Below are 26728 nucleotides of genomic sequence, written 5' to 3'. Positions count from 1 at the left end.
AAGCAATTACCAATTCGCCATTTCCTTATCCATCTGCTCTTCCTGTTGTAGAGCCTTATTTCTAGCCTCCCCAGAAAGAATCGCTTCCTTAAAATCCTTACCAAATCGGGATTCAAGCCAAACTCTCGCTTGTGCTACTTGTCCTCCCCCGATCCATCCAAACTCGTTGGTAAAACTTTCAATTAGTTTTTCTGTATCAGTCTGCGGCTCCCGCAATAACGGGATACCAGACTGCAACGCTGCCCTTACCGCATCAAGGTGCTTATCCCTAAATCCCTCTTGTTCGTGGCGATGGAGCCAGTGAGGGCAGGTGCAAGAATTGGAGTCGGGATAAACTTCGTACCGTTGTCCAGATTTGCGGCTATGAACTGCAAACACGTTCGGGAGTCTGGTTGTAAAAATTTCAAATTCGGGCTTAACTCCAGGCAATTGATGTCTGGCGACTGCTAGCAAACTTTCAACGATCGCAGTGTCATAGTCAGTCAGCACAGCATCCTCGGTCATACTGGTTTTGTATCCATCCTTGACAGCTGCAACACAGACTAAAACGCCATTCACCATCGCCTCCCATCTGCCATCAGCCACTTTCTCAAACGCAACGGCTTCATCCTCAATAACAAAAGCTTCAACTGCTTGGCGCAAATCAACAACCGCCTCCTGTGGCGTGGCGAAAGTGTTCAGACTCATAGAGTGAGTCCAGAAAGTATTCCACCCCATTCTGACTTCGCCCATCACCACATTCTTCTCATCATGCACATCCCAGACGACTGCATAATCCCCGTTGACTTGAGCGCAACGCAGAAGGAAACCACCAATAAAATGAGTGTCGTTTACTTGGGGTAGGTTGGCGGGTTGTTCAACTTCTAATTCAGCTTGGGCAACTAGCTGGGGCTGTGCTGCAAGAATGTCGTTGATGCAGTCTTTGATGCTGCGGCGATGGGGGAGGGAAAGGCGATCGCACACCTCATGCAATTCACTTCTTGAAAAATTTTTCAGGAGGTCGCGGGTGTAAATTGGATGTGTCATGATGGTTTTAAGTCCTTGTTTGTTACAGGATTCCAAAGGCGATCGCGCGCCCTGGTAAGTAAGCGATCGCCTTTTTGGTTGGCTGTTAATCCAATGTTATACCTTGTTATACCATGTGTCAACATGGTGGTACAGAGAGTAGAATTGTGGTACAACGCAATGGATTGAACTATGGAACAAGAGCTAATTAAGCTAGATGACCGATTAGCAATAAGAATCGACAAAAAAACAAAGGAAGAATTCAGCAATCGCTTAAGGTCTGAAGGGAAGAATCCCTCTGAGATGGTACTTTCGTGGATTAAAGATTTTCTACAAGAGGACAAACCGAAGCTTCCCGACCTTGCAGAAATAGCAACTGATGTCAAGCTGCTTAAAGACAAAATTGCAGAACTGGAGGGGAAGTTATCAGCCTGAGAGAGGAAAATGAGTCTCTCAGGCGATGGCGTGACTTAGTAATAAAATCAGTCCCAAAGGAAAACCCGTCAGATATCTGACGGGTTTAGTTTTATAAAGTGGTTCATTGAATATTGTACAAACATGGTGTAACGGTGTTACTCTATGAAAAGCGATCGCAATTAAACGCGATCGCTTTTGCTTCAAAACTATGGGTGCAACTGTGCTTGAATCAATCAATCCTTTGCTACTGCCATCACTTTCTTTGGAATGCCACAAAGCACTGCCTAAGTGTGCTGGCATCTATTTCGCCATCGATAGCAACGAGAATGTCCAATATATCGGACGATCAATTAACATCCGCAGCAGATGGATGACACATCATAAGCGATTGGATCTATCTAGGATAGGTAATATCAGAATTGCTTGGTTGGAGATGTCAGACCCAAGGTTATTGCCGCAGGTAGAAGTAGCTCTTATTGATTGGTTTAATCCACCGCTTAATAGAGAGTTGTATGGGTTTAGGCTCACTGATTACAACAATCGAAAAGCTGTACAAAACTCAAGAGTTAAAATACGTTGCCGCTTGCAAGATTTACTAGACGCTCAAGAATTAACCAGATCAGCTTTGGCTCAAGAAACTGGTTTAACTAGTCCGGCGATCAGAGGTCTATGCGAGAACACGGCTAAAAGGTACGACGCTGACACCCTAGCCGTGCTTTGTGGCTTTTTTGGATGCGAGATGGGGGAACTGTTTGAGGTTTTACCTAAAGATGCAGAAGAGGTCTAAGGTCAAAAAATTTGGAGTGTGGTAACGCACTATGACTGCTCCGAACTAATCAGCGCATCAAGTGCAAGCTAACTCTGATTAGTTTGACTATTTTGTTTTGCGATCGCGCTTTGAAGCAACAGACAAGACTGGCTGTTTTATTTTGCAACTACCATGAGCGAAACTGATTTACAAAATCTGTCCGATTGCCGATATTATTTTCAGCGCTTTCTTGAGGGGAAGAAAGACCGCGGTGTTATTATTCATCAAAAAAGTTGTCTAAAGTGTATTTCTTGGCTTTACGACAACGACAAGAGCCGATTTCAAGACCTTTTAAGCAGAGCTATGAATGCTGAAAACCCAAACATCTACAACATCGTAAGGTTTGCGGCTGCGAAAGGTTACGGTGCAGAATATCCAAGCACAACAGAGCCAGAGAATTCACTCTTGTCTGACATAATCGCATCAACTTCTCCTTACAAACTCCCTTACGATATTGGGAAAATGCCTGACATACCTGGGGTGTACGTCATAGTAATCAATAATAAAAACTCGAAAAAAGTTGCTTACGTTGGCTCTACACTGACTTTACGCTATCGAATCATAAATCATCATGTAAAAGACCTGCAAATCCTTATGAGTGCAGGTGTTGAACTATACGTCTACTGTTTATTGTTTCCTACAGAAGGCACAGAAGAGACAATGCGTGCTACCGAAACGCATCTCATCACAGCTTTAGAGCCTACATTAAACCGAACATCTTGTTAACCACCCTCACGCGGATTCTTGCGCTTCCGCGTTTGGGGAGTCATCCCCACAAAAGCGATCGCCTTTCTCACACAAAGCGATCGCCCTCACCAGCAGGGCATTGGTGACTCTGCCTTGGGTTTTGAACCTTGAAAGCTGAATAATTTTTCAGGAGCGCTAGCGATTAACCTCTAATTTATTCCAAAAGTGTTCTTTTTAGTCTTGCCAGTTCTTCATCCACATCTTTCTCATCCATGTGAGAAAGTTCGTATTCTAGCTGGGTTTGGCGTTCTAACTGGTTAGCCTTCATTGTCGCCTCGCTTTCCTCAAACACCTTTTCCCAAACCTCCCAATTATATGAAGGTTGTTGGACTTTTGAGATTAGCGATTTTGCATCGGGTGAAGTCGGAGATTTTATCGGGCTGCACAAAACTCGAACAATCTGATTCTGAAAATCATAGACGATATCAAACACCTTGAACTTACGCCAAGAATCAGGTTTATGCGGCTCATCTATTATTGGTAAAACGAGAGTTTCGCCAATTCGAGGCAGCCACTTGCAGCTTGAAAATTCAGCGACCATTTTGGTAGAACCGTCGGCACTCCAAACAATGCGTAATTTGAATTCTTGAGGGTTGGGTGTCAAAAAAGGTGCGTTGTTTTTCATCGGTCATCCCCAAGCTTTGAACAGTCATCACCTGGTGATTTGTTGGAAGCATTGGCACGATGACTTTCGCAAGCATCGATTTCAGCTCGTCTAGCAGCATCATCAAACGACCGAACCAAAGGTGTATTGATCGCACTGTTGAGCAAAGTAAAAATTATGAATATAGCCACAACGATTACGAAACCGGACACGAGGGGATTGACTTGATTTTTGGAGGTCTTTTCATCAAGATCAGGCTTTTCCTGGTTTGTCATAAAATTTCATGTTTTTGGAACTAGGACTATACCTAGCAATCCCAAAACCAACTCACATTTAACCACAAGCATGAAAAATTTTTCATTTCTGACTTATGAAAGAAAAACCCGACTTACGCATTATCAATCAGGAAGCTGGAAGAAACGCCGCACAACTTGCCGAACAGATGTCAGATGAAGAATTGCGACAAGCTATTCTGAAAGCTCTGCAATCCCAAGGATATCCAGGCGATGACTTGCCACCTGGAATAGACACAACAAGAGTTGGGCTGCTGGATTTAATTGCAGGCATGGTGGCGATTGGGCAAAGTGCCCCAGTAGATTAACTACCCAAAAAATCACACCCATTCCCACGAACACCACAAAACCAAGCAAAAAAGATCATCCAATCCTTACTTTTTGGCAAATAATACAAACTATTACAATGAGTGAGTTATTGTCGCTTATTCCCAAAATGCAGAGTTTCCGACTGATTTTTGCCCAAATGCGGATAAAAGCCCTCTCAGAATTTACATCTAGCCTAATATCTGATTTAGAGCAAGAAGGCTTTACCTTCCGCGATTTACTCCTGGCTCTGGCGGATTGGTCAGAAAACCAGTCTAACAACTGGCAAAGTGCTGCTTACTACCTAGAGCAGGCCGCTAGTCCTCCGCCATCTCAATCCCAGCGTGAACAGCCATCTGAGCAACCAAAAACTGAATAAGCCTAAATTGCTCGACTTTTTCCAATTTGGAAGCGATCGCCATTACATCTTCTGCCGTATGAGTTTCTGGTAATGCTCCTGATTTAACTCCGGTAATTTCGGCAATTAACTGGAGTAAGTTTCTGCCGCTTGCATCTGCGATCGCTTTCAAGTTATCCAAACTCGGCTCACTGTCTCCAAGTTCCCAATTTCGCAAAGTACCAGGATTTACACCCAAATCCCTGGCAAATTTTCCCTGGCTTCTATCCCCTCTAGCTTCACGAATTATAGCCGCCAGTTTTTTCCTATCCATTTTCTGTGCAAATTCTACTGTAAAGATTTTGCACTTTGTTGCCACACAATACCACGTAGTTTATACTTACTATCAGGCTGATGAAGTTCAGTTAATAAAGTAATGAGCAAAATAAGTCCAACAAGTTTACGGCTACCGAATGAAATCGACCAAAAACTACGGCTTGAATCAGAGAGGACGGGCATCCCCTTGACCGGACTCATCCTTTTTGCCGTACAAGAATGGCTCAAATACGAGAAATTGACATACTCACTCAGGATGCCTAGCGGACAATTTATTGAGATAACAGCAACACGAGAAGCGACTGATAACAAAAAGACAGCTTAATTGGCTGCTGCATCTACCCAGGGATAACTATGGAGCAACCAGGGATCTACAAAATAGAAAAACTCATCCCCGAATCCCAACTCAGGGATGCAATTAAAGAAATCCTGGCAGAAATGCTAGGGGTCAACGCCACTGCCCAACCGAATCGACAGTGGTATGACACCGACCCTGCATATTGTCACCTGGGTCTAGACTCAGCCGAACAATTGCGGGAGATGGTGCGGAATGGATTATTGAGAATTGGGATTGAAGTGCGTGATGTGCGAAGTCCCTCTTCTCAAATCCCCCGCTACCAGTTTCACATTGAAAAGTGTGAAGCCAGGTTGTTACAAAGCCCCGAAAAACGTCGGGGCAAAAAAATCGCGTAGCAATGACATGCTGACGCGATCAAAAAATATAAAAATTAACTTCGGTCTAAATTATGACACAAACAATCGAAAATTTAAAGGGCTGGAATCCCTACGAAATAACAATTCCCAATAATTTAAGTGCTGACGAAAATCTCGTCTCAAAAGTAATATCAAGCTTTCAGACTGATGGTGTTATTCCCAACATCGTTGTCAATGAATCAGGGGAATTAGTTGAGGGCGTTGAAAGCTTAGAAGCAGCCAAAAGGCTTGAGCAAAAAATGGTAATGGTGGTAATTGCATCATCGGCAAAACCACAAATAAATATTAAATGGATACCAATAGAATTACTCGATCCACACCCCATAAATGCTCAGATATACGGGGAGAGCGAAGATGTAACCGCCCTCGCCGAGTCGATCACACTTAACGGGCTGCAAGAAATATTCACACTGAAGCCTGTTGACAACAGATACACAACTATTCATGGGCATCGGCGGCGGCTGGCTTGCTTGAAAGCTGGAATTAAAGTAGTTCCGGCAAAGTTGGAAAATTTTCCAACTATGGAAGACGAGATTGCCGCATTACTTGCTGGCAACGAATATCGGGAGAAAACTATAGAGCAAAAATCTAGAGAATATTTGGTGTGGCTGGAGATAGAAAAAGAACGAGCCAAATCTCGTTGTGGTCGCCCTGGTGAGGGGCAGGGTGCAACCCGCGATATCATCGCCAAACGGGTGGGATTAGGCAGTGGGGTAAACGCTGAACATGCGATCGCTTGCGTGAAGACGCTAGACGAAACCAAGGGAGCGCCCGACGGAAGTGTGCGGCATCAACAACATGAACAATTAAAGCAATTACTCTCCCGCACCAGGGGTGTAGATGCAGCTTACAAGCTCATCAAGCCAGAACCACCGCCCAATAAAACTGTTCAGCGTTGGACACCCAAAGAATTTGAGCGAGTGAAAATTATCAATGGCCCTCATAAAGGTGCGATCGCGGTTGTGCGAATAATAACGGGCCCATTTTCTAGTATTTGTTACATCGAGGGCGACCCAGAAGATAAGAGGCATCAGATAGCCTTCAATCAGATGGAAGCGTTACCGACACCGCCCACATCTGTGACTCAAGAGTTGAACCAGAAGCAGCAAAGTTTGGGGTTTGGTTCAAAGCGATCGCAATTACTCCCAGAAGTTTCCCGAAACGTTGGGCCACCAGTAGAGCAGCAGTCCTCTTCAATCACTAACCTTAACGCCACCGGCGATGTGTTGGTGACTGAGGTAGCGATCGCACTTCTCAAGCTCACTTCCAAGCAACTACATGAGGTGATGTGCAAAGTGCAGCCCGAACTGAGCGGCGCTCAATTGGAGGCTATCTGGAAAGCCCTAGAAAAATCTTTAGCACATAAGGCGGCATAGCTATGTTTGATGCTACTCCCACCGTCGAGTTGTCGGCAGAGGATTACATGAGAATCATTGCAGGCAAGCCAATTATGGTTACTGCAAACAGCTTGCAGTCGAATAGGAGATACAAGCTCATCAACACAACTACAAAGACTCACATGTTTCGCTACTTAAATTCAATTCTTGGAGATTGGAGCTACTGGGCATGAGCTATTGGAGAGAAAGAGCGGTATCGGCGATTGAAACGGCGATCGCTACTATCAATGTTGATTTTCAAAATTTATCTGCAAGCGATAAACAGCAACTAAAGTGTGCGATGCCTGCGGCGGGCTGCGCCTACGATGCAGCTTATCCGTTTGGTGTGCGAAAAAACCATCCCTACCAAGTATGGCTAGATGAGCGACAGAAGGCTTTGGAGATGCTTGGAATAGTTAATAAAAAAATTCGCTCTAAAGACGAATTACCCCTATTCGACTTAGCAGTTCCAGGACAACAATCTCTCTTTTAGATATGCATGGATCTAACTCAAAAAATTGTTGCTGAACTAGCGAAAAAAGATTGCAGTGCTGGGGAAATCAAGGACGTAACTGGCGCTAGCTACCCTGAGATTTTCGCAATTCTAAAACATCTTTCGGATGTTGGTACTGTGCATCACTATTTTATTTACAGCACACCTTTACCAGTGCTGACATATCAGTTGAAAAAGTCTTAATGGACAAATTTAATGGTCGTCTTCCCAAAAAAAAGATGGCTTCCCGCAGATGAACTTAATCTACAAAGGAAACCACAACGCAATATGATTTTAACAGAAGATGTGATTATGCGCTATCGCGCTAATCAGGGTTACGTTTATTTAATCCATGCGATCGGGACAGACCGATATAAAATAGGTCGCAGTGTTAATCCAGTTACACGACTGGAAACACTTAAGAAGCAATCACCATACCCACTACAGATTGTTGAATGCTTCTGGACACCTGATGCGATCGCTGATGAAAGAAGCCTACATCTTTTTTTCAAGCAATTTCGCGCACACGGCGAGTGGTTTGGATTCCATGAAGAAATCAATATAACTGGGTGCAAGGGATACGCTGCGGATTTTGGTGTTTATTTTTCTGAGCTAGCCCAGTCTTTATTTGAAGACATTCCAGACAATGTAATTGTAAAAGATGTCTATCGATTGTTCTCGCTTGCAACCAGCATAGAAGACATCTCTAACTGCTACATATATGTTATTGAGCTACTGCGATCCATAAGCTCAATGCCTGTTACTTTTCCTAACTATCACTTTTGTGTAGTCGCTAGTCTAGCAAACGGGCTTGACTCTTTTACAAACTACCTCAATAAGTTATCGAGCGTTGGGGAAAAGCAATGAATACAGCTTTGCTTGACAAGCTTTTAGCAAGTCCAATAGCCTTCCATCGCATTTTTGCAACTATATCTGGAGGAGTTGCAGAAGGACTGTTCCTTAGCCAAGCTTATTACTGGTCGCTTAGAACAACTATAGATGGTGAATGGTTTTACAAAACTCAGCAAGAGTGGTGTGAAGAAACTGCGCTTAATAGGCGAGAGCAAGAGACAGCTAGAAAGAGGCTAATTAAGCTAGGTATTTTAGAAGAAAAAAGAGAGGGAATGCCTAGTCAGCTTTACTATAGGGTTAACAGGTCTGTATTATACGACTTGATTTATTCTGAGACTGGAAACCCTTGTGGTTGCAAGATTGTACAAAGTGACAATCTTGATAAAACAAGATTGGATAAATGTACAAACAAGATTGTACAAAGTGACATTCAATCTATATATACAGAGATTACTTCAGAGATTACACTCCCCCCTACCCCCCAGGGGGAAAGAGGGTGTGAAAAAAAATTTGGATTTGAAATAGAAGAGAAGAAACAGATGCCATCTGGACAGATACATCCAATCGCAAGAATGGAGTCAAGACTCACGTTGGGGCAAACTGTCAGACAGCAAAGGCATGAATACTTGGAAGCTTCCGCGCACCCATCGCTAGTTTTTTCAGCAGAAAGTACGCCTTGGCTAGAGCCTAACAGCACAACAGAAACGCCGATTTTTCATAGGCCATTCATTGCTTGGGGCGCTGAATGCATTATGAAATTTTCATCAACAACCCTTGAAAGGGCCAAAGGTAATTTTGAAACCAAACTAATTAACGATCCTCGGAAAATAGCAATTGAGTGGAGGGCTTACGCTGACACTCTTGTTCATACAGCCGTAGTGGTTGCCGCTAGAGTTAACAACGGCATAAGCGTTGGTCAAGATGAGCTAAATAACCTTGCTAAACATCAACGCGCATTCACCGGAATAACCCCAGAATCAACCGAAAGCATAGACCCAAAAATCATCGATGTTGCGAGGTCTATACAGCAAACCCCATTGATTGAATCAGTTGCAACCGTGACCGATGACATTTGGGATAAAGTTAAATCCCAGCCTGACGAATATGAAACCGCATCTACAACATCCCCAGAAGGCGCGGAAAATCCTCAGATGTACAAGCACTCTGTTGACCAAGATGCACGGACTTACTTTGAAAAGATAGACCAAGAGAAGAAACAATCACAAACACCATCCAGTGCAATTAAATTGCATGATGGTTCAGCGCTTATTGCCCAGCAAATCAGAAATTTTGCAAAATGCAAATCTATGCCAAGAGCTAGCGATCAAGATAAGAAAGACCAGACCAGGCTATCGCATTGGAATAATCTGCTGGCAACTGGATTACCTTCAGTAATGGCAGACGCAGAAAGACAAGCGCTTAAGGCTGGATACATCATCGTTGATGGGCAAGTTGTAGAGCCGGAGTTTTAACTATGAAAGCCATCACAGTCAAAGCCCCTTTAGCCTGGGCTATATTCAATGCCAACTACACAGACATGAGCTATTACGAGCCTATTGACTGCCCTACCCAGCTAGCAATTCATGCAGTCAAATCCGCATATAGTTTCGATGTTGAAAAATTTTTCAAGGATACAGGAATCGTCACTCCTCCCGCCAATCGGTTGCCTTTGGGGCAAGTCGTTGGAGTGGTTACAGTTGAATCGTGCGCTGACAAGCTATCTCGTTGGGACTGGATAATCACCAATCCCAAGTCCATCAAACGTTTTGATTACAAAGGACAAACTGGGATTTATGAAATTCCAGACGAACGCATTAATTATGATTGCTCCAAAAACCCCATCATTGAGGAGTGTGGCTACAAATCAAAAGGCAATCCCAGAGGGCAGTGGTGGGTTACGGTGTGGCCGCATCCCTATACCAAAAATCATTATTCTTATTCTGCGGCGATCGCAGGTGGGGTAATGGGTTCTTCTGGCATTCCTGGGCATAGCCTTTTGCATGGGTGCTACGCAGATCCAGAAGAGGCGCTTCAGGCTGGAATAGAGGAGCTTTATCAACCATGAGCGATTTATACGAAGGAATGCTCGAAGTTCATATTGATTGGATGGTAGAACTGCGTCGCAGAATGCAAATGAAGTACCAAGGCGTTGACGAGTTTGCGACAGCAAATAATTTAAACCATCTTGAAGTTTTTTGGTTTTTTAAAGGCTGTCCAGTTCCGTCGGAGACTTTCAAAAGTATTTGTGAAAACCTGGATTGTGACTGGGAAAAAGTTCAGGAGGCGATCGCGTGGATCTGAAGGTAGGTGATCGCATCTCCATCTTAAAAACCAGAACTCAAAACCTCAGCCAGTGGATAGGTAAAACTGCCATCATTACAGCCATCAACAGCGAAACTATTAGCGTAGCGGCAGGTGACGGTAGGGAGAAAAAGCATCTTACTCTCAAAAAAGGGTGGTATGAGGTCGCACCTCTGGAATTAGCTGAAAATGAGTGTCCACAGCAATTGCAGGCAAATAAGACTGTTTCAGAAAAGTACTATAAAGGCTACCGAATAGAGTTTTTTGTTTTAGAAGATGGGGAGACAATTAAGTTCAAAATCTTCAATGAACAGTGGCAGGTTTATGATTATTGGCACGAATACGAGTCTCTGGATGCAGCAGAATTGGGAGCTATTGAGTGGCTTGATAAGGAATATCCAAGAGAAAGGATTTTATCACCTGACAAGGATACGTTTGAGCGGATGAGTCAGGCTGTAGGGCTTCCAAGTAATACTCACACACAGCAATTCAAGGTAGGCGATCGCGTTCGTGACACTTTCAACCTTAGAAAACCTAGAACTGGCACGATCGCAGACACTCCAGAAATTTGGGCGATCGTTCATTGGGATGGCGTCAAGCATTCTCCCAACGGTCAGCAGTGGAGTTATGAGTACTTAGAAATCATCCATGAAAAACTTTTCATGGATGAAAGTGGCGATGGCGAATCCTGGAACCCTGCCGATTTTGGAGAAGTGCCGCACCAGATTGAAGCGTCGGGGCAGGCGACTATTTTTTATGATGACAGCAACGAACCGCCCGATCCAGATGATTTCGACACTGTAGAAGAATTTGAAAAGGCTTGGAAGCAATGGGAACTACGCGATGTTCCCAGTCATCTCAAATTCGCCTACAAGCAATTGCGCCAAAAAGGAATAAGTCATCAAGATGCGATCGCTGTAATTGCTAATTAATTTCAGTATGCGAAATTGTCTCACCAGTGCCCACGCTTTTAGTGGCGGAGGAGGAGACACAGAAGGAGCTATTGCAGCAGGCTATTGCCCCATCTGGGCAATCGAAAGCGACTCCCATGCTTGCGCCGTTTATAGAAAGAGATTCCCTCATGTCCGACTCATTGAATCTGATATCACAGACCTCTCAGATGAATTCATTGCTGGGTTGCCAGTCCCAGACGCATATATTTTTGGATCGCCTTGTCCAGACTTTTCCTTGGCTGGAAAAAGAGCAGGACTTGCTGGAGATCGCGGCCAATTGTTTTTTGAAGGACTCAGACAAATTCGACTTCTCAAGCCCAGAGTGTGTGTTTGGGAAAATGTCCGTGGTATCCTTAGCGCAGACAAAGCAACTGCCTTCCCGCAAGTCATCGAAGCGTTTACAAGTCTGGGGTATCGCTGCACCTGGCAACTTAGGAATGGCAGCCGCCACGTCCCCCAAAACCGAGAACGGGTTTTCATCGTGGGCTATCACTGCCCAGGTGAGAGCGACACAACCGAAACCAGGGAAGAAATCTTTAGCTGAGATTATAGGCGTTGATAGCGCCATTGTTTATCGCGCTGCTGGGGGCGATCGCATCTACACGGAAGTTTCCCCCACATTGCGAAGTCTCTCAAATACTGGCAACCATCAATCTGGAAGTGGAGCTTATAAAGTCCGTGAACACGATGATGGTGAAAATTACCAAGATCGTCCTATTAATGCCACCGAAGCCGAGCAATTGATGGGGTGGGAGATTGGCTCGACGGCGATCGGCATTAATAAAGAAGGGGATGAAATTACTATTAGTCAGACTCAACGAATTAAGATCCTTGGGAATGGCATTATTCCTGGGGAAATAACCGATATCCTGACCGCAATTAAACCGATGCTAGAGCGGAAATTAGAAAGTGTTGTGCCAGATAATATGCGATTCGCTTATCGGCAATTGCGGCAAAAGGGAATGGGTCACTCTGAGGCGATGTCTACAATCCCCCAAGGATAGTATCAAGTTTTCTATGCATTGCTTAATACTCTGGGAATAAATAATTAAACTATCAAATCAAACTTATCCTTTACCGGATCGATTACGGCAGAAGGCATATATTTATTAAATCCGCAATCATCTTTGATAGGAGTGCCCACAGGTAATTTATCTTTTGGGCAATAACCAATATAAGAAGTAAGCGCAGCAAGAATATCCGACGCAAAAAGAGAAGTTACTGGCAAAATAAAATTATCAGTTACAGTCTCTTCTTCCTGTCTTGTTACTACTGCCCAAAGTGGGAAGTCAGTTGCAAAAACTCCACCTTCTGAGTCAACAAATAAAGCGTAATAATTTATATTCGCTGCTGCTATTTCAATTTTAAATAGTCCGCCATTGGTCAATCCAATTCCCAAATATTCAATAATCATTTTATTTGCCTAAGTAGAGTTTTTTGAATTCTTGAATTTTGCTGTAGGGATATATACCACAGCGTTTAATATTTCCCATAAACATACTATCAGTAGCGAGTGTTCTACACCCAAATACTAATGTAGAGGGATAATGCTGCGTGATTGTATCGAGAGCGTTAAAAGGCATAGATCCTACTTGAGCCTCTAATTTATTCGTGATTATTGTAGAACAACCGTGTCTGGTGTATATCTCTGTTTTTACTCCGACAATAAAATCTTTTTCTTTTTGATTAGTAACAGCAAAAATATATATTTCATCGTTAATATAAGGAATTATATTATTACCAACAGGTAGGATATTCCCTAAGCCCACTCTACCATTATTAGTACAAATAATCGCGAAAAGAGGTGCTAAATAGTAAAAGGCAGTATTACTGTTTTTTGAATGCCAAATAGTTTGAATTTTTCCATTAGAAGTTCCGGTTAAAGAAACATTTTCTTTTGGCGTTCTTACAACTGCAATTACAGCTAAATTTGGAGTAGCATAAAATTGCGACAACTTTAATAAATTGTCTACAGCAATTCCTGTTCCTGCGGAATTGTATTGACTATAGAATCCTTGTTCGTTTACAAATAGCTGTCCACCAGTAAATATATAAGGTTGATAATTTCCGCATCTGTCGTTTAATGTACGTACTTGTCCGGGTTTGTAATCATCGGCACATATATCTAAAAAAAGGCTATTCATAAATACCTCTGATTAAGATATTCCCCGTAATCGTAGAAGAAACAACCAGAGTAATTGAGTGTACACCAACTCCGCCAACCAAAGGAATAATAGTGCCCCCATTGCTTGAAGAAAAGGCAATATTACTATCAGTAATTCCGGTATTGTAAATATATGCGGTTGTTTTTTCAATCGGCGTAGGAAGCTGCCCAGGAATATTTGCAGTAATCGTTACTGTAGTCCCCGCGCTTCCAAAAACTACTGGGGGATAGCCTATTTTTTCACTTCCTTGGAATGCATTAGCCGCTAATCCATTAGCGATTATATAAAGCTGCGTATTACTTGGATATCCTGAAGGGAGAGAAGTTGCAGCTATTGTAAAGGGCTGATTTGTTGATAGAAAATGATTAATAAAAGTCACGCTTCCTGGAGTACCTGCTGTGACTACCACACTTCTACCGCTAATAGTTACTACTGTTCCAGTACCAGTAAATGCAATTAGCATCCCTGTTGGGGTACTTGATAAATTATAGGCATTTGTTGTGGGATTTCTTACATAAAGATTCATCCCCAAAAAGCCTAATGTTGGGGCAGTTAATCCGCCTAGAACAACTGCTTGCCCTTCAACAAAAGGATGCGCTGTATCTGCAATACTAGCTGCTGTCCCCGGCGTAGTTACGCTAATAGCAGTACCACTATAAGTCCCAGGCATTGCAATAGGATTTACACCATCGTAGCTGAGTGTACCTCCTGATAAATAAGTAAGTGGAATATAAGGATATCTAAAAGCATAATATAAGCCTTGCCCTGGTGCTGTAATTTGCACAGGATTCACACCATCTGCTGATATTTTTAATTTCTGATTTCCTGCACTACCGGATACAGAAAGTACAGTATAAGATACAGTTGGGCTGATAGCAGTACCAAAAATTGAAGGCAGTACAGAACCGGGTGCTGCCCTAAATCTAATTGTATCTCCAGCCGCGAAACTAAATGCAGTCACGCTCCCATCGGCAACTATTTCATTAGTATTTAAGCTCACTAATGCAGCGCTAAACCTGCTTGATATTCCAGCAGGTGGGATAACAGTAGCGCCAATATTAGTAGAATTTATTCGACAATTCTCATTACTCGCAAAACTAACTCCGCTAATAGAAACAACATTATTTGAAGGATTATAACTATCAATTGTCCCTGCCAGTCCTCTGGGTAAATTCCCAGTAGTAGCAAAAGATACTTGTTCGCCTCCACGATAGCCAGGATTAGCGGCAAAGCAAGTTCCACTAACCCCATTGGGTAAAAAAGTCGTGATTGGGGAATAAACAACTGTTCGAGTTCCAAATGTAGAATTTCCTGGAATGTTAACTTCAAATTCGTAAGGATCTACTCCAGCCAAAGCATTTCCTGAAATTGTAGAAATCCCGTTTTGACCGGGATAAAGAGGGATTGCAGACAAAGAATAAATGTCAGTTCCATCATTAATCCATACGTAAATACTTCCTGCTACGGCTGTACTAATTTGCGGGAGTATTTGAATTTTAGATATTTTATTTGGTGGGGAAGCAAGGGCTGTAAAAGTTGCAGGTTGGGAATTAAAATTATCGGGAGTAGCAGACGCGTAGTTAGCTAATGTCTGCCAGATGCCATAATTTTTTACTACGCCATCGCGTATTTCCTCTTCTACGCCAATTTGAGCTGTTTGGTTGTCAGAAGACGCCCCGCCACTATTTCCACCAATAGAAAGAAGATTACCTTCAGCATCAACAAGATTAAATTTCTGATATGGTGTCTGAGTCATTTTCTATTGCTGCTGGTTTCTTACGTTTTGATGTGGCAAAAGGTGGTGTTTCAACTTGCGGATGCACAACTGTGGATGGGACATCAAGTTGCACTTGGGGCATTGGCTCTGTTGCCCATCCCGCCGATATCCATCCCTGTGCGTCAATAGCAGGGATGGATTTGGTTATTCCGTTGGGCCCGTACAAGATTACGGGATCTTGATTTAGCAGCATGGAATTAGGAAAGCCCCATAAGTCAGATTTCCAGGAGAGCCAGTTTTCACCGCCTTCACGCGGATGTATGCCGCGTCCGCGACAATATCATCAACCCATTCACCAGATAGGGGCACATCAAAGCGGTTGGCAACACCAGTGCTTGTGAAGGTTCCCACAGTTTTGTAAGTGCCGCCGGACGTAGCGCCGGCTTCAACAGTGATATCCCATTGAGCAGTAGTGGCAACAAAGCCCGTGTGAGCAGCTACATCAACTACAGCTTTGTAGTCCATGAGCTTGGTTACAGCATAAAAGAGAGCGGTTTCAGTAGTTGATGCAGAGATGGCAGCAGCAGCATAGTCGCGCAGTTCTGTGGCTTTGTCGAATTGAATAGCGCGGCGATTGGCAATTGTACTTCTTGGCATGATTTTAGATTTTGGATTTTGGACTGAACTCAAAAGCAATCATTCATGAAAAATTTTTCATGAGGTCTAGTTAGTTGCGGCTGCGTCGGTGATTCCTGCCAATCGTGCAGCTGCTCGCCCGTGGTAACAAGCGATCGCAGTTCTCCATTCAACGCGGGTGCGATATACAGGCTTTGTCTCCAGTTCCCCCAAATCCCGTACAGAAACACCGAACTTGCCGTGACACTTGCCTTGAATGCCAACCAACTTCATGGGCGCAAAACTAACCACATAAATGCTGGTGCAAGCAGTGGAGGATACGCCGTCTGGGGAAGTCTCGGTAAAGTCTAAAATTTGGTTGCCCAAGTTATCGTAATCGGCGATGAGGATGGGCAGGTCGTTGTAGTAGGCAATTTGCTTACCAAATTCATCCTGTTCATAGCGAATATCACCACCAATTCCAGCACGAGCCGCAGCTGACAAACGTCGGCGCTGGGCTTTGCTCATAATTAAGCCAGTAGCCTCGTCCACGAGATCGATTGTCTCATCAAGTTTTAGCAGCGAAAGCCCAGTACCGGCAGATGCATTAGCCACCAATTGAGAACCGGCCAACCGCACTTGCAAGCCATCGAATACGCGAGGGTTCACACGGCTATCGCCTTTGATGAAATTCCTTGTCCACATCAACGACAAAGCTTTCACTTTCTGCAATTCGTGAACGGAGCGAACCTTGTCACCTTGAGCATCAATAATGCTGGTATCTACGTCCAAGTCGCCCCCAGCAAGCTTGAAAGCTTCAGATTGAGGATTGACCACACCCACGGATTCGCTATAACCTTCATTTACGCCACGAAATCCCACACCAGGAAGTTGGTCTTCGCGGTTGTAGTGGATACCCGATCCTTCGTGATCCTCAAACGGAATTTCGCGCAGGATGTCGGATTGCGCGGCGTATTCTTCAATAATTGTTGCAGTTTCAATAGAGGGGGCAAGTTTAGCCGCCTCTAGCAGAGTCATTGCCATGATGCGTGATGTCTTGGGGTAATGGTTGATTAGCGACCCTTGGTGGCATCACGCCTCAAGGCTAATTCTTTTAAAGTTTGGGTAGTGTCACACTACTTGTCTTGATTATTTAATTCCCAATGCTCTTGACCGAATGGCTTTGGGGTTGCTCTGCGAATAAAGCAAAGGTCACTTTGTAATGCTCTTAATGACTTAAGTGTTGAGTGTAATATTTGTGCTACTTCGGGTCAAAACTGGCATTTTACTGGGCATCAATTCCGTCATACTGTTGGAACATCAATGATTAATAGTGGAGTACCTCAACACATAGTCCAACGATATTTAGGTCATGAATCACCAGAAATGACAATGGTGTACGCCCATATTCACGATAAAACACTTAGAAAAGAAATAGAAAAATATCATGAATCAAAAGTAGTTAATTTCCAGGGTGAAACTGCTGAACTAGACGAAACTGTACTCTCTAGTAATGATGATTTACAGTGGTTCAAAAAAAATGTACAAGCCAGAGCATTGGAACATGGATATTGTGCTAGACCTAGAGTATTAGGTGATTGTGATATTCCTGGTTTTGATGGTTGCTATAACTGCCCACATTGGAGAACAAATAAAAACTTTTTACCTATTTTAAAAGACACATTAGAACGTACTAACAATGTTTTAAAGAAAGCTCAAGGTTGTGGTTGGCAGCTACAAGTTCATAAAAATACGCCTATCAAAGAGAACTTAGAGAAAGTCATTAAAACCTTGGAGGCAGACAATGACTAATAGAAAGATAGAAGCTTTACAAGAGGCAGCAGCACACAAAGCTAAGGAATCAGCAGAACGTGTAGAGAAAGCACTTGAGAGGATGATAAAACAGGGTCAGGTAATTAGTTTTAAATCTGTTGCTCAAACTGCTAATGTATCTACCGCTTACTTGTATAAGCAGGAAGATTTGAGGAGTAGAATTGAAACTCTGCGTGACCAGCAGAAGCAAAGACCTAAATCTAAACAGGCTCCACTGGCATCGGACAATTCTAAATCCGTAATTATTTCCACATTGAGAGAAGAGAACAAGAAATTACGAGCAGAAATAGATGGGCTACGCCGAATTAATGAAGGGTTAGCTGGTAGGGTTTATCATCTACAAGGTGCTGATGATTTAGCAGAAAGGTTTAAGGCGGAAAATGCAGAGCTAAAAAAACAACTAGATGAATGTCGCAGTCAAACCTCTTCTGCGCCACCACAAGATGACCCCAAAGTAACATCAATAGATAAGAAACGATCTAAAAAAACTGGGGGCAGCGATAGCGTTAAATCTGAACTAGATGCACTAAAAATAAAAAGAAGTACAACCCTATCAAAGTTGATAGAACAGGTTCCAGAGGAGACAGTACTAAAAGCGATTAATACGCTCAAAGAAGCTTTATCCACTACCAAGGTACGCAATCCAGCAGGGTTTTTAGCAGAAGCTATCAGAAATACTTGGATACCCAATGAAGGGTATGAGGAAAAAGCAGGAGTGGATATTTTTAATGAATGGTTCCGACTTGCTCAATCTAAAAGACTAGTTTTAGCTTCAACCAAAATTGAAGGAGTGCTGCACGTTTGTACACCTGAAGGAGAATGGATTCCTTTTGAAGAAATGGTTGCTCAATATCCACTAGAAAATTTGAAACTCAAAAAAAGTGATCAACTATAGTGCTACAAAAACACGTTTAAATTTTAAGTACATATTATTTATCTCTGCTTGGATTCGTTAATTCACGTTATTTTTTAAAATAATTTTTTAGTACATTCATGAGTTGCTTGAAATCGTACCCACAGACTGAGAGGTAAGAATAAAATTATCCAACATTTAAAAATTATAATTTTCATATAAGAATTATATTCTTTTTGGCTCATGCCTTGAACTTTGTCAAAATCTAAAAAGTGACCTAAACATAAAGCTAATGGAATTAAAACAACACCAAAAATAAGGGTTTCAGTAATAAATTGACCCATATATGTTTATAAAAAAATAAATACTTGATAATTTATATACGCTCAGGACATGAACCAAACTTATCTAAAAGCTCAGATATAAGCTGATGATTTGAACAACGCCAAATGACGCTAACATTACTAGATAGATTAAAGCCTGGCTCGCCATAACCTGATAATGCCATAGCATCGGGAACTATAGTCTCTTTATAGATACAAGTTAGAACTTGATTGCCAGGTGGCGAAATGGGATTACGTCCACTATCGTGTTGCAATGTTCCATCAACCCATCCATCGGGAGTTAAATGCCATTCTTTCGATTCTTTACTTGACATATTTTTTCTTTGTGTTTTACCGTGTTGATTTTATTACATTTTGGATGCACATAATAGTAGTAAAAATACGTATCTAAATGACAAATTCCAATCTTGTTAGAACGAAGAGTTGCACATCCGGTTTTAATTGAGAGGGGTGGGAGATAATACTCCTCTTCCGTCTAACTCTAGGCCAAGAAGTATGGCAAATGTATGACGTTGTAGAAAATGTAAACAACGTTAAATGCATCCCAGGTAAACGTTGTAGACGTTATAAACGACATAACCACAATCAACTGCTCTCAATGTGGTGAAAAAATTAAAAAATCGTTGAGCGTTCGGACTCACCGTTGCACCTGCGGTTACATAGCCGGACGGGATGAGAACGCCGCACAAAATATTTTGCTTAAAGGGTGTGAACTTTTTAAGCAGACGTACCGCTCTTGGGAGTGGAAACGAGACGCAAGTCCTAAGCCTGTCTCTGCCTCTGAAATGGAGGGTCAGCAGGAAGCTGGTTGCCCAGCACCATCGCCTGAATATGGCGATCGATCGCCCAAATCCGCGCGATCGCAAGCTAGTTCCCGCGCCTTGGCTCAAGGTTAGTTCAAAGTCCTAGCTCTCTAGCCTTTGCTAGTCGTTCGGGGCGAGGAAGTTTCATAATCTGCTCTCGCAGCATCGCAACGTTTTGGGTTCCATGCGATCGCGTCATCCCTGAACCCGCACCGTTACCAATTGGGTCGAACAGTGAAGCTGTGGGCCCAGCAGAACGAAGCTTGAGCATCAAATCATCAACAGTAAAACTCACGCCCTTGGTATCTTTGAGCGGTGTTTTGTCTCTTGGATCGATGACTGTAAGCTTGCCAGATTCATCCAATACGATGTAGTTGTTGGCGCGATCGCGTATCAGATCAAAATAGGTGTAGCCATCATCATCTCTGCCACTTTTGCCCCCGGTTGCATAAAAACTTTTCTCCAAAGCATTGACAATCTGGGTTTGCTTCAGATTCTCTTGCAACTGCTGAACCTGCTGGGCAAGTGTTGTTTTTTCCTTGCCCCAAATATCTTTAAGTTCCGAAAAATTGCGCTGTTCTTCAAGCTTGCGTTCTTCGTAAGAAGCGGCCAGCTTTTCTAATTCCTGATATTTATTAGGGTCAATTCCCTTGATTTTTTCTAAGTTACCGGAAAGTTCCGCAACCTTGGTTTCTAATTCTTTAGCTTTCTGGGCTGCCGTATCTCGTTCTGTGCGAGTTGCCTTGACAGTATTGAGGATTTTGGTAATTTCCTCATCAGAATATTGTTTTGGTTCGGGAGGAGTTGTCGGATCTAATTCTGGCGGCATAACGCATCACGCGATAATTGTCGCTTTCAGGTTTCCCGCAATGTCTTCAAGTAATAAGTAATTAGTTACGGGTTATGAGATCATGAAAAATTTTTCATCTTCTTTTACTCATTACTTCTTACTCATTACTTATTACTTGATGAGTCTGGGAAATCTCAGCAAGACTAATAGCCAAGCTGCACCATGCTCAAACTCTTCATCCGCCTCGCCCTTCACCTCAACTTCCGCGCCACACTCCGCACCGCCGCAAAACTAGAGTATGGGGCGGGGATATTCTGCTTCAAATTAGCCCTCCGCGCCCAAGAGGAAGGGCATTTGAATCTAGCCGAATTCCTCAAACAGCAATTTGCCGAAGAAGATAGCCATGCCCGAATGCTTGGTGGATTGGTGGATGGATGTGATCGCTTACACCGCAATACTCAAACTGGCGTATGGGAAAAAGGCGATTACCAAGCTTTAGACGGTATCAGCCAACGCTATTGGACAGCTAAGTTGTTCTTCTGGTTCAGAAAACCGGAGGAGCTTGACTGGGCAGACACTTTGGCTTTTATGTGTGTGGTTGAAAATCAAGTTGCCAAATTCTATGAGGTTCTAGGGCGATCGCGTGATGTGGCTGTGGCCCAGATCGCCTCTAAAATTTTGAGCGACGAAACCCAACACAAAGACTATTTGAAAAATTGTCTATCTTGCTTCCATTGCGATCCACAAGGTGCGATCGCCTATTGGCAAGATAGAAAATTGCTGGCGGCGATCGGTGGGGTAATTGATTTGTTCGTTAGTCATTAGTCATTAGTCATTAATCATTGGTTTTGGACAACTGACAATTGACAATTGACAATTGACCTATGACTAAAATGTTAATAAGGTAACAGTGTTGCCACCAAAAGTACAGCAAACACCATCGTGACTGCTGCTTAGATTTCTGGCTTGTACGCTAATCCAAGGACGGTAATCGTCTGTAGAAATAAATACGCTTCCGCCAGCTTTTGGTAATTCGGCAACGAACTGGCGTCCTGTCATTGCGGTATTAGGTTCTTGCGTCCATAAGCTAATTTGAATTGCATCTGGCACCGTATAAATGATGCTAGCTATAGCCGGATCTACAACGATTTGAATAAAGCCAGATTGAGGCGAATCAAAATGAAATGCTTTGCCCTGGCTGGCGCCACAACTAGATGTGCAGATGATTGAGCCAGTGAAATTGATATTGCCGCCGCCTCCACCACCTGAGCCGCCAATTTTTATCCATCTACCAGTACTTGGATTATCGTCGGGAAGTAATACTAAATCATCATCACCGGTGGCAGTACTGCTGGCATCAAACATATACCAGCCAACAGATTTCACTAACCTTGCATAGCTGTCGGCACGCTGGCTTGAGGTGAGGGCTTTTAGGGCGGCAATAGAAGCGATCGCATATCCAGTTTGAATGGCCATTTTTATCTCGGCATAGCATCAATGATTGGTATTCCTCCAATTGGAGCCACCAAGCTCACTTGATTGCCAATTGCGAATACTCCATTAGAAATGGGTCTTGCACTAAATATCTGTCCTGCGGTATTTTTGACGTTGTAATTGGTAGTTACTGAATCGTAATTTAGGACTTTTACGCTGTTTTCAAGGATGCGATCGCGCTGTTTCTGGGCTTGAACAAGACTAGATTGATAAGCGGCACGATTGATTTGAGACAGGGATTCAAGTAACGTAATTTCATTCATAATTTTTTACTTGCGGGTGCATAAATGGTACTAAAAGCAAGAACATAGACAAAATCTAAATCCATGTCTTCCTCAATTACAAGCTTTCTGAGTATGGTTTTCTTGATTTTTGTATTAGTTATGTTGCAAGTATCGTTTTCGTTACTAATGCCAGAATGGATTTCTATATCAAGTGCAATATCCTGAGTCTTGATTGATGTATCTGGGGTAATACCATTAACTAATGTGCCAAACTTCGATGTTATTATTTTATTTTTATAGACATTTGTAGAACGAGGGTAGTCATATGCGAAAAAATTTATGCAGGCATTGTCAGAAAAATTAATCTCTGGAATGGAATAAGAAGTAGTCCGCAAATTTTGCCAATCATCACTTAGGCTTGGAATAGATTGAGGTGGAGTAAAAACTTCTTCTGTTACTACCTTGCCTGAAATGAAATAACGATGCACTACTGGCTCTGAAGAAACATAAAGAGGCGAGTATTTTCGGGTTACTAGATGTGCAATGATTCGAGATTTAGCAGCAGTCAAATATATTCCAGACAACATAGGTCGCCTATCCACTGCAAAATTCCTGATATCCCCAATATTCATCTCGGCAATTTTGGTCGCGGTTTTTTCAACCTGGACGTAAAAATGGCTTATATCGGTAGCAGGATCTCGAAAGACAAACAAAATCGCAGTTTTTAGTAAATCTTCTGTGGAGTGACTGGCTCCTGGCTTTTGCCTCACGCGGGGCATTGAATCATAGCCAGAAATTACCCCACCACGTCTTACTCTAATATTTTCTCCTAATCCCACTGCACCGTTAGTCTGGGCACTGCCATAAGAAATATTTCCATTGCCATCCTTAAGCTTTGCTAGTCCTAATTCTGCATCAAATCCAATGTATGCAGTAGGTAAAATTTGCGCCTCTGCTGTATCAGCAATTCTCTGTTGATATAAGTGGCGATTAACAAGCGATCGCCCTTTTAAAATATCGTCAGCTTCCTGTGACATAGCCCGAATTTAGCACTACAAGAGGAATTTGATAGCTGTAACCTTGTCCATCTGGCACGGTAATCGGGCTTGATTCCACGGCGTAGGCGACAATAATGCCGTTGGCGCTCCTGGCGCGGAATGTTCCCGATCCGGTATCCGTGATGTTTACACCAATCTGGAAATCATTAGTGGTGACATTCGACACGGTGTAGACAGTGCCAGCGGTAATCCCGCCGGGAAGTGTGGCTAGAGCGTCAGCCGTGAAAACCAATTTGTCACCATTTGCAAAACCATGAGCGGTGATGGCAATGCGATCGCTTGTAGCATTTACATTGGCGTTGGTGAAAGATTTTGATGAAACTGCCAGCGAATCCGCAATCAAAAACGCAGTCTGAAACTGGAGAGAACCGCCCGATGCACTAAAACTAGCGCTAATGGTAGGTAGTTCGTGGCGCTGATCTGTGGTGTCGTAGCTGCCATCATCTGAGAAAGTAGCTGCTGCCCTTGCGTAATTATTGGTTGGGAGTAGTTCATTAGAGATAAAGTCGGCCAGCGAATTCGTCCGCCCTAGTGAAGCGGTATTAGCTAGCGCTAATCGAAATTTGGAGGTATCAGCAGGAGTGCTACCACGGAATAAAATTTTGGCGCTCAGAGATACCCAGGCATTGGTGAAAATTAGCGTTGGCATGATTAGCTATTGGGTATTAGGCATAAGTCAATTGTCATTTGTCGTTTGTCATTGGGCATTGGGCATTGGGGATGGGGCAGGGGAAAAATAATAACTCCTAACTCCTAACTCCTAACTCCTAACTCAGCACCTACAAAAGCCTGTCCCAATCCGCATCAACCCAAGTCACTGATTCCCAAGTAGGAGACGATTGCAAGGCATTCCAGGCACTTTCACCCACATCGTCCCAGCTAAAATCCTCCCAGTTCAAGTCTTGTGAAGAGAAGAAGTCCCCAATGCAATCGCCCCCAAGTCCCATTCCTCCAGGCAACGAGAAGCCGCCTATACAACCTCCCCCTATACCTAATCCTCCTTGAAGCACTGCTGTAGTAGTAATTAATAGGTAGGGGTAGGAAATGCATTCTCCCCCCAATGCCATCCCCCCAGGCATCACTTCAATCTCGGAATACGGCAAAGTCACTACACCCGGAATTACCACGCTACCGTCGGCGGGAAGGATTACACCATTAATTATGGTGTTGCCGTCTGGCGTAATTGTCACATTACCCACCACAGCGTTACCCTCCGGTGTAATCACAGCGCCTGGTACAGTTACACCATTAATTGAAAGCGTAGTTGAAGTAATTGCGATATTGCCTGTAACTGGAATTGCCGATTGAGATTGCCCAACCCATATCCCATCACACGACCACAAAGCTTTTTGAGCGGTGACAACCCAGCTGCAACCATCGGCTAAATAATTCTGTGCTGTACCATCAGCCTCAAGCACATTTACTCCAAATAGCGGCTGATAACCACCCAGCAAGCTATTTGGAATTGCCCCCGCCATTTCTTGCCCTTGCCATCTGCCCCTGAGTAAGTTGCCTTCACGTTTGGCGATCGCTTCAAGCTGCCGATTCGCGCTCGTTTCACTGCTTATGAAAAATTTTTCATGAGGTACTGTAATCCCTGCCAAAAATTCCACATTATAGGTGCGCTCGCGCTGTTTGAAGTTGCCGCTACAAGGATCTTGAAACAAAACGGTGTAGGTAACAGGATTTTCCTCGATGCGCTTTGTGGTTGGTCGGCGCTCGGCGGCGGGTGGAGTTTCTTGCCCAGAATTGGAGCGGCGTTTCTCGCTTGAATCCCAGGTTAGTCCTAATTTTTGTTTAGCTCTAATATTTACATCATCAGAATATTCAATTGCGGTTCCTCCCTCAGCTTTTACAGTGGGCAAGAGTCGGTAAGTCTCATACTGCCATGTATATTTATCAATTTCCTTCCATTGTTCGGATTTGTACTCCGAAGTGACAAAGTACTCTGGGATATTGTCCCAGTCCTCCCAATTCTCATCACTCCCATTTAATACAATTACCGCAAGCTCTTTAGTTTTAGTGACTTTGTTTAAAAGTACTTCTTTGGGACTATATGTATAGGTTTCGGTAACTTGCTTCGTATTCACCAGCCCGACAAAATTACCCACAATAAAATCGGGTCTAAGTTCTTGAATTTCTGCTAGATACTGGGATTTATCTGTATTGAAATTAGTAATTTTTTGCTTTAACTTCCCGCCTTCACTAACATCTTCAAACGAGGATTCTTCAATTCGTGATTCGCCCAAAAATAATCTAAATAATTCTCTTGGCAGACTTGGAGGGGTAGCAAATTTCTCCCAAAAAACCCTTGGTATGATTAATCCCCACGGTTTCTCGGTATTTGAAATTATGCTGAATTCCCCCTCATCTTCATCCCACAACTGATTCTCAGTAACTTTGTTGATTACTATTAATCCAGTGGATTCGGGATCAAGAATCGCAGGGGAGCCGTATTGTTCGGTAGTCACCTTGCTATCAAGCTTAATCTCCCGCGTTACCATCTGCGTTCCAACGGCTTTGATTTTCTCGCAAGGTGATTCGGCTCCCCCTAATCGGCGATACCAAAGTTCGTTCTTGCCGACTATCAAAGAAACCAGTGATTGAGTTGACCCGACATTAACATTGGTTATTCTGAAGCGCTCTTGATTATCAATCCACCCTACTTTGTTGCTGGCGTATAGTAATTTCCCAACAGATTGCAGATAGGAGCCTGAGAGATTTAAGGGGTAATTGTAGAGGGAATCTGGAAAAATGCTAACGGAGTTACCAATTCCTGCTTCAAAAAGGAGTTTATTGATTACAGAGTTTACTGATTGAGAACCCAACGATTTATTGTCTGCCTTCTCTGGGTCGGTGGGCTCTTTAAAGTTCAGGAGTGTAATCAAATCAGCCACCTCAAGGGTTAGCTGCTGCTTTTCTGTATCGTATTTTGGGGCAAGAACTCGCAGCGTCCCCCGTGGGTGTCGCTTGAGGCTGCCATTGGTATCAGCGATATCTAAAGTGACGGACTTGCCACGACAAAAGGCAGTTGGATTTTTGCGATCGTCTAGGGATTGAGTAAAGCCCAGCGCTTTACCCAGTAAGATTTGCCCAGTAAAAGCAATCAAGCCAGATTGGTCTAGATGGCTATCACTGCCTTGAAAGGAAATGAGGCACGGTGTGAAGTCTGTGCCTCCTATGAGTAATCTTACATTTCTGGCTGATTGGTTGGCGGACATGGGCTAGGGCGATGCCTCCGGCGAACTGCGCTTACGCACTCAGTTATGATCGCCTTATGATTCCTACAT

General features: G+C 43.3%; 38 protein-coding genes and 1 pseudogene. 21 read left to right on the top strand and 18 right to left on the bottom strand.

Annotated elements, in window-relative coordinates; translation table 11 throughout:
- Positions 1–6: 6 nt before the first annotated feature.
- A complete protein-coding gene (locus tag HWQ42_RS02125) occupies positions 7–1026 on the bottom strand; it encodes a hypothetical protein (RefSeq protein ID WP_292808908.1) in 1020 nt (339 codons plus the stop codon).
- Positions 1027–1197: 171 nt separating this feature from the next.
- On the opposite strand from HWQ42_RS02125, the gene HWQ42_RS02120 reads away from it, so the two are divergent.
- Positions 1198–1440, top strand: a complete 243-nt coding sequence (locus tag HWQ42_RS02120) for a hypothetical protein (RefSeq protein ID WP_292808906.1) — start codon at positions 1198–1200, stop codon at positions 1438–1440.
- Between the two features lie 18 nt (positions 1441–1458).
- Here the strand turns inward: HWQ42_RS02120 and HWQ42_RS02115 are convergent, their stop codons facing one another.
- A complete protein-coding gene (locus HWQ42_RS02115; protein ID WP_292808975.1) occupies positions 1459–1722 on the bottom strand; it encodes a hypothetical protein in 264 nt (87 codons plus the stop codon).
- On the opposite strand from HWQ42_RS02115, the gene HWQ42_RS02110 reads away from it, so the two are divergent.
- The gene (locus HWQ42_RS02110; RefSeq protein WP_292808904.1) at positions 1631–2209 is read left to right on the top strand and encodes a helix-turn-helix domain-containing protein; all 579 of its coding nucleotides are present in this window, start codon (positions 1631–1633) and stop codon (positions 2207–2209) included. The genes HWQ42_RS02115 and HWQ42_RS02110 overlap by 92 nt on opposite strands.
- A gap of 153 nt (positions 2210–2362) precedes the next feature.
- Positions 2363–2956 carry a hypothetical protein gene (locus HWQ42_RS02105; protein WP_292808903.1) on the top strand — a complete coding sequence of 198 codons (594 nt, stop codon included), beginning with the start codon at positions 2363–2365 and terminating at the stop codon, positions 2954–2956.
- 175 nt (positions 2957–3131) lie between these two features.
- Here HWQ42_RS02105 and HWQ42_RS02100 read toward each other — a convergent pair whose 3' ends face one another.
- Entirely contained in the window at positions 3132–3602 is a 471-nt protein-coding gene (locus HWQ42_RS02100) for a hypothetical protein (protein ID WP_292808900.1), read from the bottom strand.
- Positions 3599–3856, bottom strand: a complete 258-nt coding sequence (locus HWQ42_RS02095; protein WP_292808898.1) for a hypothetical protein — start codon at positions 3854–3856, stop codon at positions 3599–3601. The genes HWQ42_RS02100 and HWQ42_RS02095 overlap by 4 nt, the downstream gene beginning before the upstream one ends.
- Before the next feature lie 95 nt (positions 3857–3951).
- On the opposite strand from HWQ42_RS02095, the gene HWQ42_RS02090 reads away from it, so the two are divergent.
- Together HWQ42_RS02090 and HWQ42_RS02085 are read left to right on the top strand one after the other, a co-directional pair.
- Positions 3952–4182, top strand: a complete 231-nt coding sequence (locus HWQ42_RS02090; protein WP_292808896.1) for a hypothetical protein — start codon at positions 3952–3954, stop codon at positions 4180–4182.
- 98 nt (positions 4183–4280) lie between these two features.
- Positions 4281–4559: a hypothetical protein gene (locus HWQ42_RS02085; RefSeq protein WP_292808894.1), complete on the top strand. Its 279-nt coding sequence runs from the start codon at positions 4281–4283 to the stop codon at positions 4557–4559.
- Here the strand turns inward: HWQ42_RS02085 and HWQ42_RS02080 are convergent.
- Positions 4498–4851 carry a helix-turn-helix transcriptional regulator gene (locus HWQ42_RS02080; RefSeq protein WP_292808891.1) on the bottom strand — a complete coding sequence of 118 codons (354 nt, stop codon included), beginning with the start codon at positions 4849–4851 and terminating at the stop codon, positions 4498–4500. The two genes, HWQ42_RS02085 and HWQ42_RS02080, sit on opposite strands and share 62 nt — an antisense overlap.
- A gap of 102 nt (positions 4852–4953) precedes the next feature.
- Here HWQ42_RS02080 and HWQ42_RS02075 point away from each other — a divergent pair, with 102 nt between their 5' ends.
- The 12 genes from HWQ42_RS02075 (at position 4954) to HWQ42_RS02020 (ending at position 12546) form a co-directional block, all read left to right on the top strand.
- The gene (locus HWQ42_RS02075) at positions 4954–5178 is read left to right on the top strand and encodes a ribbon-helix-helix domain-containing protein (protein ID WP_292808889.1); all 225 of its coding nucleotides are present in this window, start codon (positions 4954–4956) and stop codon (positions 5176–5178) included.
- A 29-nt stretch (positions 5179–5207) separates the two neighbouring features.
- Positions 5208–5546, top strand: a complete 339-nt coding sequence (locus tag HWQ42_RS02070) for a hypothetical protein (protein WP_292808887.1) — start codon at positions 5208–5210, stop codon at positions 5544–5546.
- Between the two features lie 53 nt (positions 5547–5599).
- Positions 5600–6943 carry a ParB N-terminal domain-containing protein gene (locus HWQ42_RS02065; RefSeq protein ID WP_292808885.1) on the top strand — a complete coding sequence of 448 codons (1344 nt, stop codon included), beginning with the start codon at positions 5600–5602 and terminating at the stop codon, positions 6941–6943.
- Positions 6944–7133: 190 nt separating this feature from the next.
- On the top strand, positions 7134–7436 hold the full coding sequence (locus tag HWQ42_RS02060; RefSeq protein WP_292808883.1) for a hypothetical protein: 303 nt from the start codon (positions 7134–7136) through the stop codon (positions 7434–7436).
- 6 nt (positions 7437–7442) lie between these two features.
- Positions 7443–7640: a hypothetical protein gene (locus tag HWQ42_RS02055; protein ID WP_292808881.1), complete on the top strand. Its 198-nt coding sequence runs from the start codon at positions 7443–7445 to the stop codon at positions 7638–7640.
- 84 nt (positions 7641–7724) lie between these two features.
- On the top strand, positions 7725–8303 hold the full coding sequence (locus HWQ42_RS02050; RefSeq protein ID WP_292808879.1) for a GIY-YIG nuclease family protein: 579 nt from the start codon (positions 7725–7727) through the stop codon (positions 8301–8303).
- Positions 8300–9760, top strand: a complete 1461-nt coding sequence (locus tag HWQ42_RS02045; RefSeq protein WP_292808877.1) for a hypothetical protein — start codon at positions 8300–8302, stop codon at positions 9758–9760. The genes HWQ42_RS02050 and HWQ42_RS02045 overlap by 4 nt, the downstream gene beginning before the upstream one ends.
- A gap of 2 nt (positions 9761–9762) precedes the next feature.
- The gene (locus HWQ42_RS02040) at positions 9763–10353 is read left to right on the top strand and encodes a hypothetical protein (protein ID WP_292808875.1); all 591 of its coding nucleotides are present in this window, start codon (positions 9763–9765) and stop codon (positions 10351–10353) included.
- A complete protein-coding gene (locus HWQ42_RS02035; protein ID WP_292808874.1) occupies positions 10350–10589 on the top strand; it encodes a hypothetical protein in 240 nt (79 codons plus the stop codon). The genes HWQ42_RS02040 and HWQ42_RS02035 overlap by 4 nt, the downstream gene beginning before the upstream one ends.
- Positions 10580–11521 (top strand): hypothetical protein, encoded by a 942-nt coding sequence (locus HWQ42_RS02030; RefSeq protein WP_292808872.1) that lies wholly within the window; start codon positions 10580–10582, stop codon positions 11519–11521. Before HWQ42_RS02035 ends, HWQ42_RS02030 begins: the two co-directional genes overlap by 10 nt.
- Before the next feature lie 7 nt (positions 11522–11528).
- On the top strand, positions 11529–12086 hold the full coding sequence (locus HWQ42_RS02025; protein ID WP_292808870.1) for a DNA cytosine methyltransferase: 558 nt from the start codon (positions 11529–11531) through the stop codon (positions 12084–12086).
- The gene (locus HWQ42_RS02020; protein WP_292808868.1) at positions 12043–12546 is read left to right on the top strand and encodes a hypothetical protein; all 504 of its coding nucleotides are present in this window, start codon (positions 12043–12045) and stop codon (positions 12544–12546) included. Before HWQ42_RS02025 ends, HWQ42_RS02020 begins: the two co-directional genes overlap by 44 nt.
- Before the next feature lie 44 nt (positions 12547–12590).
- On the opposite strand, the gene HWQ42_RS02015 is transcribed toward HWQ42_RS02020, so the two are convergent.
- The 6 genes from HWQ42_RS02015 to HWQ42_RS01990 all read right to left on the bottom strand — a co-directional run bounded on the left by HWQ42_RS02015 (position 12591) and on the right by HWQ42_RS01990 (position 17083).
- A complete protein-coding gene (locus HWQ42_RS02015) occupies positions 12591–12956 on the bottom strand; it encodes a hypothetical protein (protein ID WP_292808866.1) in 366 nt (121 codons plus the stop codon).
- 1 nt (position 12957) lies between these two features.
- Complete coding sequence (locus tag HWQ42_RS02010) at positions 12958–13686, bottom strand: hypothetical protein (RefSeq protein ID WP_292808864.1); 729 nt, start codon at positions 13684–13686, stop codon at positions 12958–12960.
- A complete protein-coding gene (locus tag HWQ42_RS02005; protein WP_292808862.1) occupies positions 13679–15463 on the bottom strand; it encodes a hypothetical protein in 1785 nt (594 codons plus the stop codon). The genes HWQ42_RS02010 and HWQ42_RS02005 overlap by 8 nt, the downstream gene beginning before the upstream one ends.
- Positions 15435–15677 (bottom strand): hypothetical protein, encoded by a 243-nt coding sequence (locus HWQ42_RS02000; protein WP_292808860.1) that lies wholly within the window; start codon positions 15675–15677, stop codon positions 15435–15437. The genes HWQ42_RS02005 and HWQ42_RS02000 overlap by 29 nt, the downstream gene beginning before the upstream one ends.
- Positions 15668–16081 carry a hypothetical protein gene (locus tag HWQ42_RS01995; protein WP_292808858.1) on the bottom strand — a complete coding sequence of 138 codons (414 nt, stop codon included), beginning with the start codon at positions 16079–16081 and terminating at the stop codon, positions 15668–15670. Before HWQ42_RS01995 ends, HWQ42_RS02000 begins: the two co-directional genes overlap by 10 nt.
- 66 nt (positions 16082–16147) lie before the next feature.
- Complete coding sequence (locus HWQ42_RS01990; protein WP_292808856.1) at positions 16148–17083, bottom strand: major capsid protein; 936 nt, start codon at positions 17081–17083, stop codon at positions 16148–16150.
- 150 nt (positions 17084–17233) lie between these two features.
- Here HWQ42_RS01990 and HWQ42_RS01985 point away from each other — a divergent pair, with 150 nt between their 5' ends.
- Positions 17234–17851: a tyrosine-type recombinase/integrase gene (locus HWQ42_RS01985; protein WP_367119032.1), complete on the top strand. Its 618-nt coding sequence runs from the start codon at positions 17234–17236 to the stop codon at positions 17849–17851.
- Positions 17844–18767: a DUF6262 family protein gene (locus HWQ42_RS01980; RefSeq protein ID WP_292808854.1), complete on the top strand. Its 924-nt coding sequence runs from the start codon at positions 17844–17846 to the stop codon at positions 18765–18767. Before HWQ42_RS01985 ends, HWQ42_RS01980 begins: the two co-directional genes overlap by 8 nt.
- Before the next feature lie 334 nt (positions 18768–19101).
- On the opposite strand, the gene HWQ42_RS01975 is transcribed toward HWQ42_RS01980, so the two are convergent.
- Positions 19102–19383, bottom strand: coding sequence for a hypothetical protein (locus tag HWQ42_RS01975; protein ID WP_292808852.1), 282 nt, complete (start codon positions 19381–19383; stop codon positions 19102–19104).
- 249 nt (positions 19384–19632) lie between these two features.
- Here HWQ42_RS01975 and HWQ42_RS01970 point away from each other — a divergent pair.
- Positions 19633–19776: pseudogene (locus HWQ42_RS01970) on the top strand (zinc ribbon domain-containing protein); the annotation flags it as partial.
- Positions 19777–19966: 190 nt separating this feature from the next.
- Here HWQ42_RS01970 and HWQ42_RS01965 read toward each other — a convergent pair.
- A complete protein-coding gene (locus HWQ42_RS01965; protein ID WP_292808851.1) occupies positions 19967–20701 on the bottom strand; it encodes a hypothetical protein in 735 nt (244 codons plus the stop codon).
- A gap of 183 nt (positions 20702–20884) precedes the next feature.
- On the opposite strand from HWQ42_RS01965, the gene HWQ42_RS01960 reads away from it, so the two are divergent.
- Positions 20885–21487: a ferritin-like domain-containing protein gene (locus HWQ42_RS01960; protein WP_292808849.1), complete on the top strand. Its 603-nt coding sequence runs from the start codon at positions 20885–20887 to the stop codon at positions 21485–21487.
- Between the two features lie 63 nt (positions 21488–21550).
- Here HWQ42_RS01960 and HWQ42_RS01955 read toward each other — a convergent pair whose 3' ends face one another.
- The 5 genes from HWQ42_RS01955 to HWQ42_RS01935 form a co-directional block, all read right to left on the bottom strand.
- Positions 21551–22138, bottom strand: coding sequence for a hypothetical protein (locus HWQ42_RS01955; protein ID WP_292808847.1), 588 nt, complete (start codon positions 22136–22138; stop codon positions 21551–21553).
- Between the two features lie 2 nt (positions 22139–22140).
- The gene (locus tag HWQ42_RS01950; protein WP_292808845.1) at positions 22141–22419 is read right to left on the bottom strand and encodes a hypothetical protein; all 279 of its coding nucleotides are present in this window, start codon (positions 22417–22419) and stop codon (positions 22141–22143) included.
- A complete protein-coding gene (locus HWQ42_RS01945; RefSeq protein WP_292808843.1) occupies positions 22416–23417 on the bottom strand; it encodes a hypothetical protein in 1002 nt (333 codons plus the stop codon). The genes HWQ42_RS01950 and HWQ42_RS01945 overlap by 4 nt, the downstream gene beginning before the upstream one ends.
- Positions 23401–24087, bottom strand: coding sequence for a hypothetical protein (locus HWQ42_RS01940; RefSeq protein ID WP_292808841.1), 687 nt, complete (start codon positions 24085–24087; stop codon positions 23401–23403). The genes HWQ42_RS01945 and HWQ42_RS01940 overlap by 17 nt, the downstream gene beginning before the upstream one ends.
- A 130-nt stretch (positions 24088–24217) precedes the next feature.
- Positions 24218–26659, bottom strand: a complete 2442-nt coding sequence (locus HWQ42_RS01935) for a hypothetical protein (RefSeq protein WP_292808839.1) — start codon at positions 26657–26659, stop codon at positions 24218–24220.
- Between the last annotated feature and the right edge of the window lie 69 nt (positions 26660–26728).

Source organism: Nostoc sp. JL23, from assembly GCF_017115065.1.
GTDB classification, from domain to species: Bacteria; Cyanobacteriota; Cyanobacteriia; order Cyanobacteriales; family Nostocaceae; genus Nostoc; species Nostoc punctiforme_A.
This window is presented reverse-complemented; position numbering and strand designations above follow the sequence as displayed.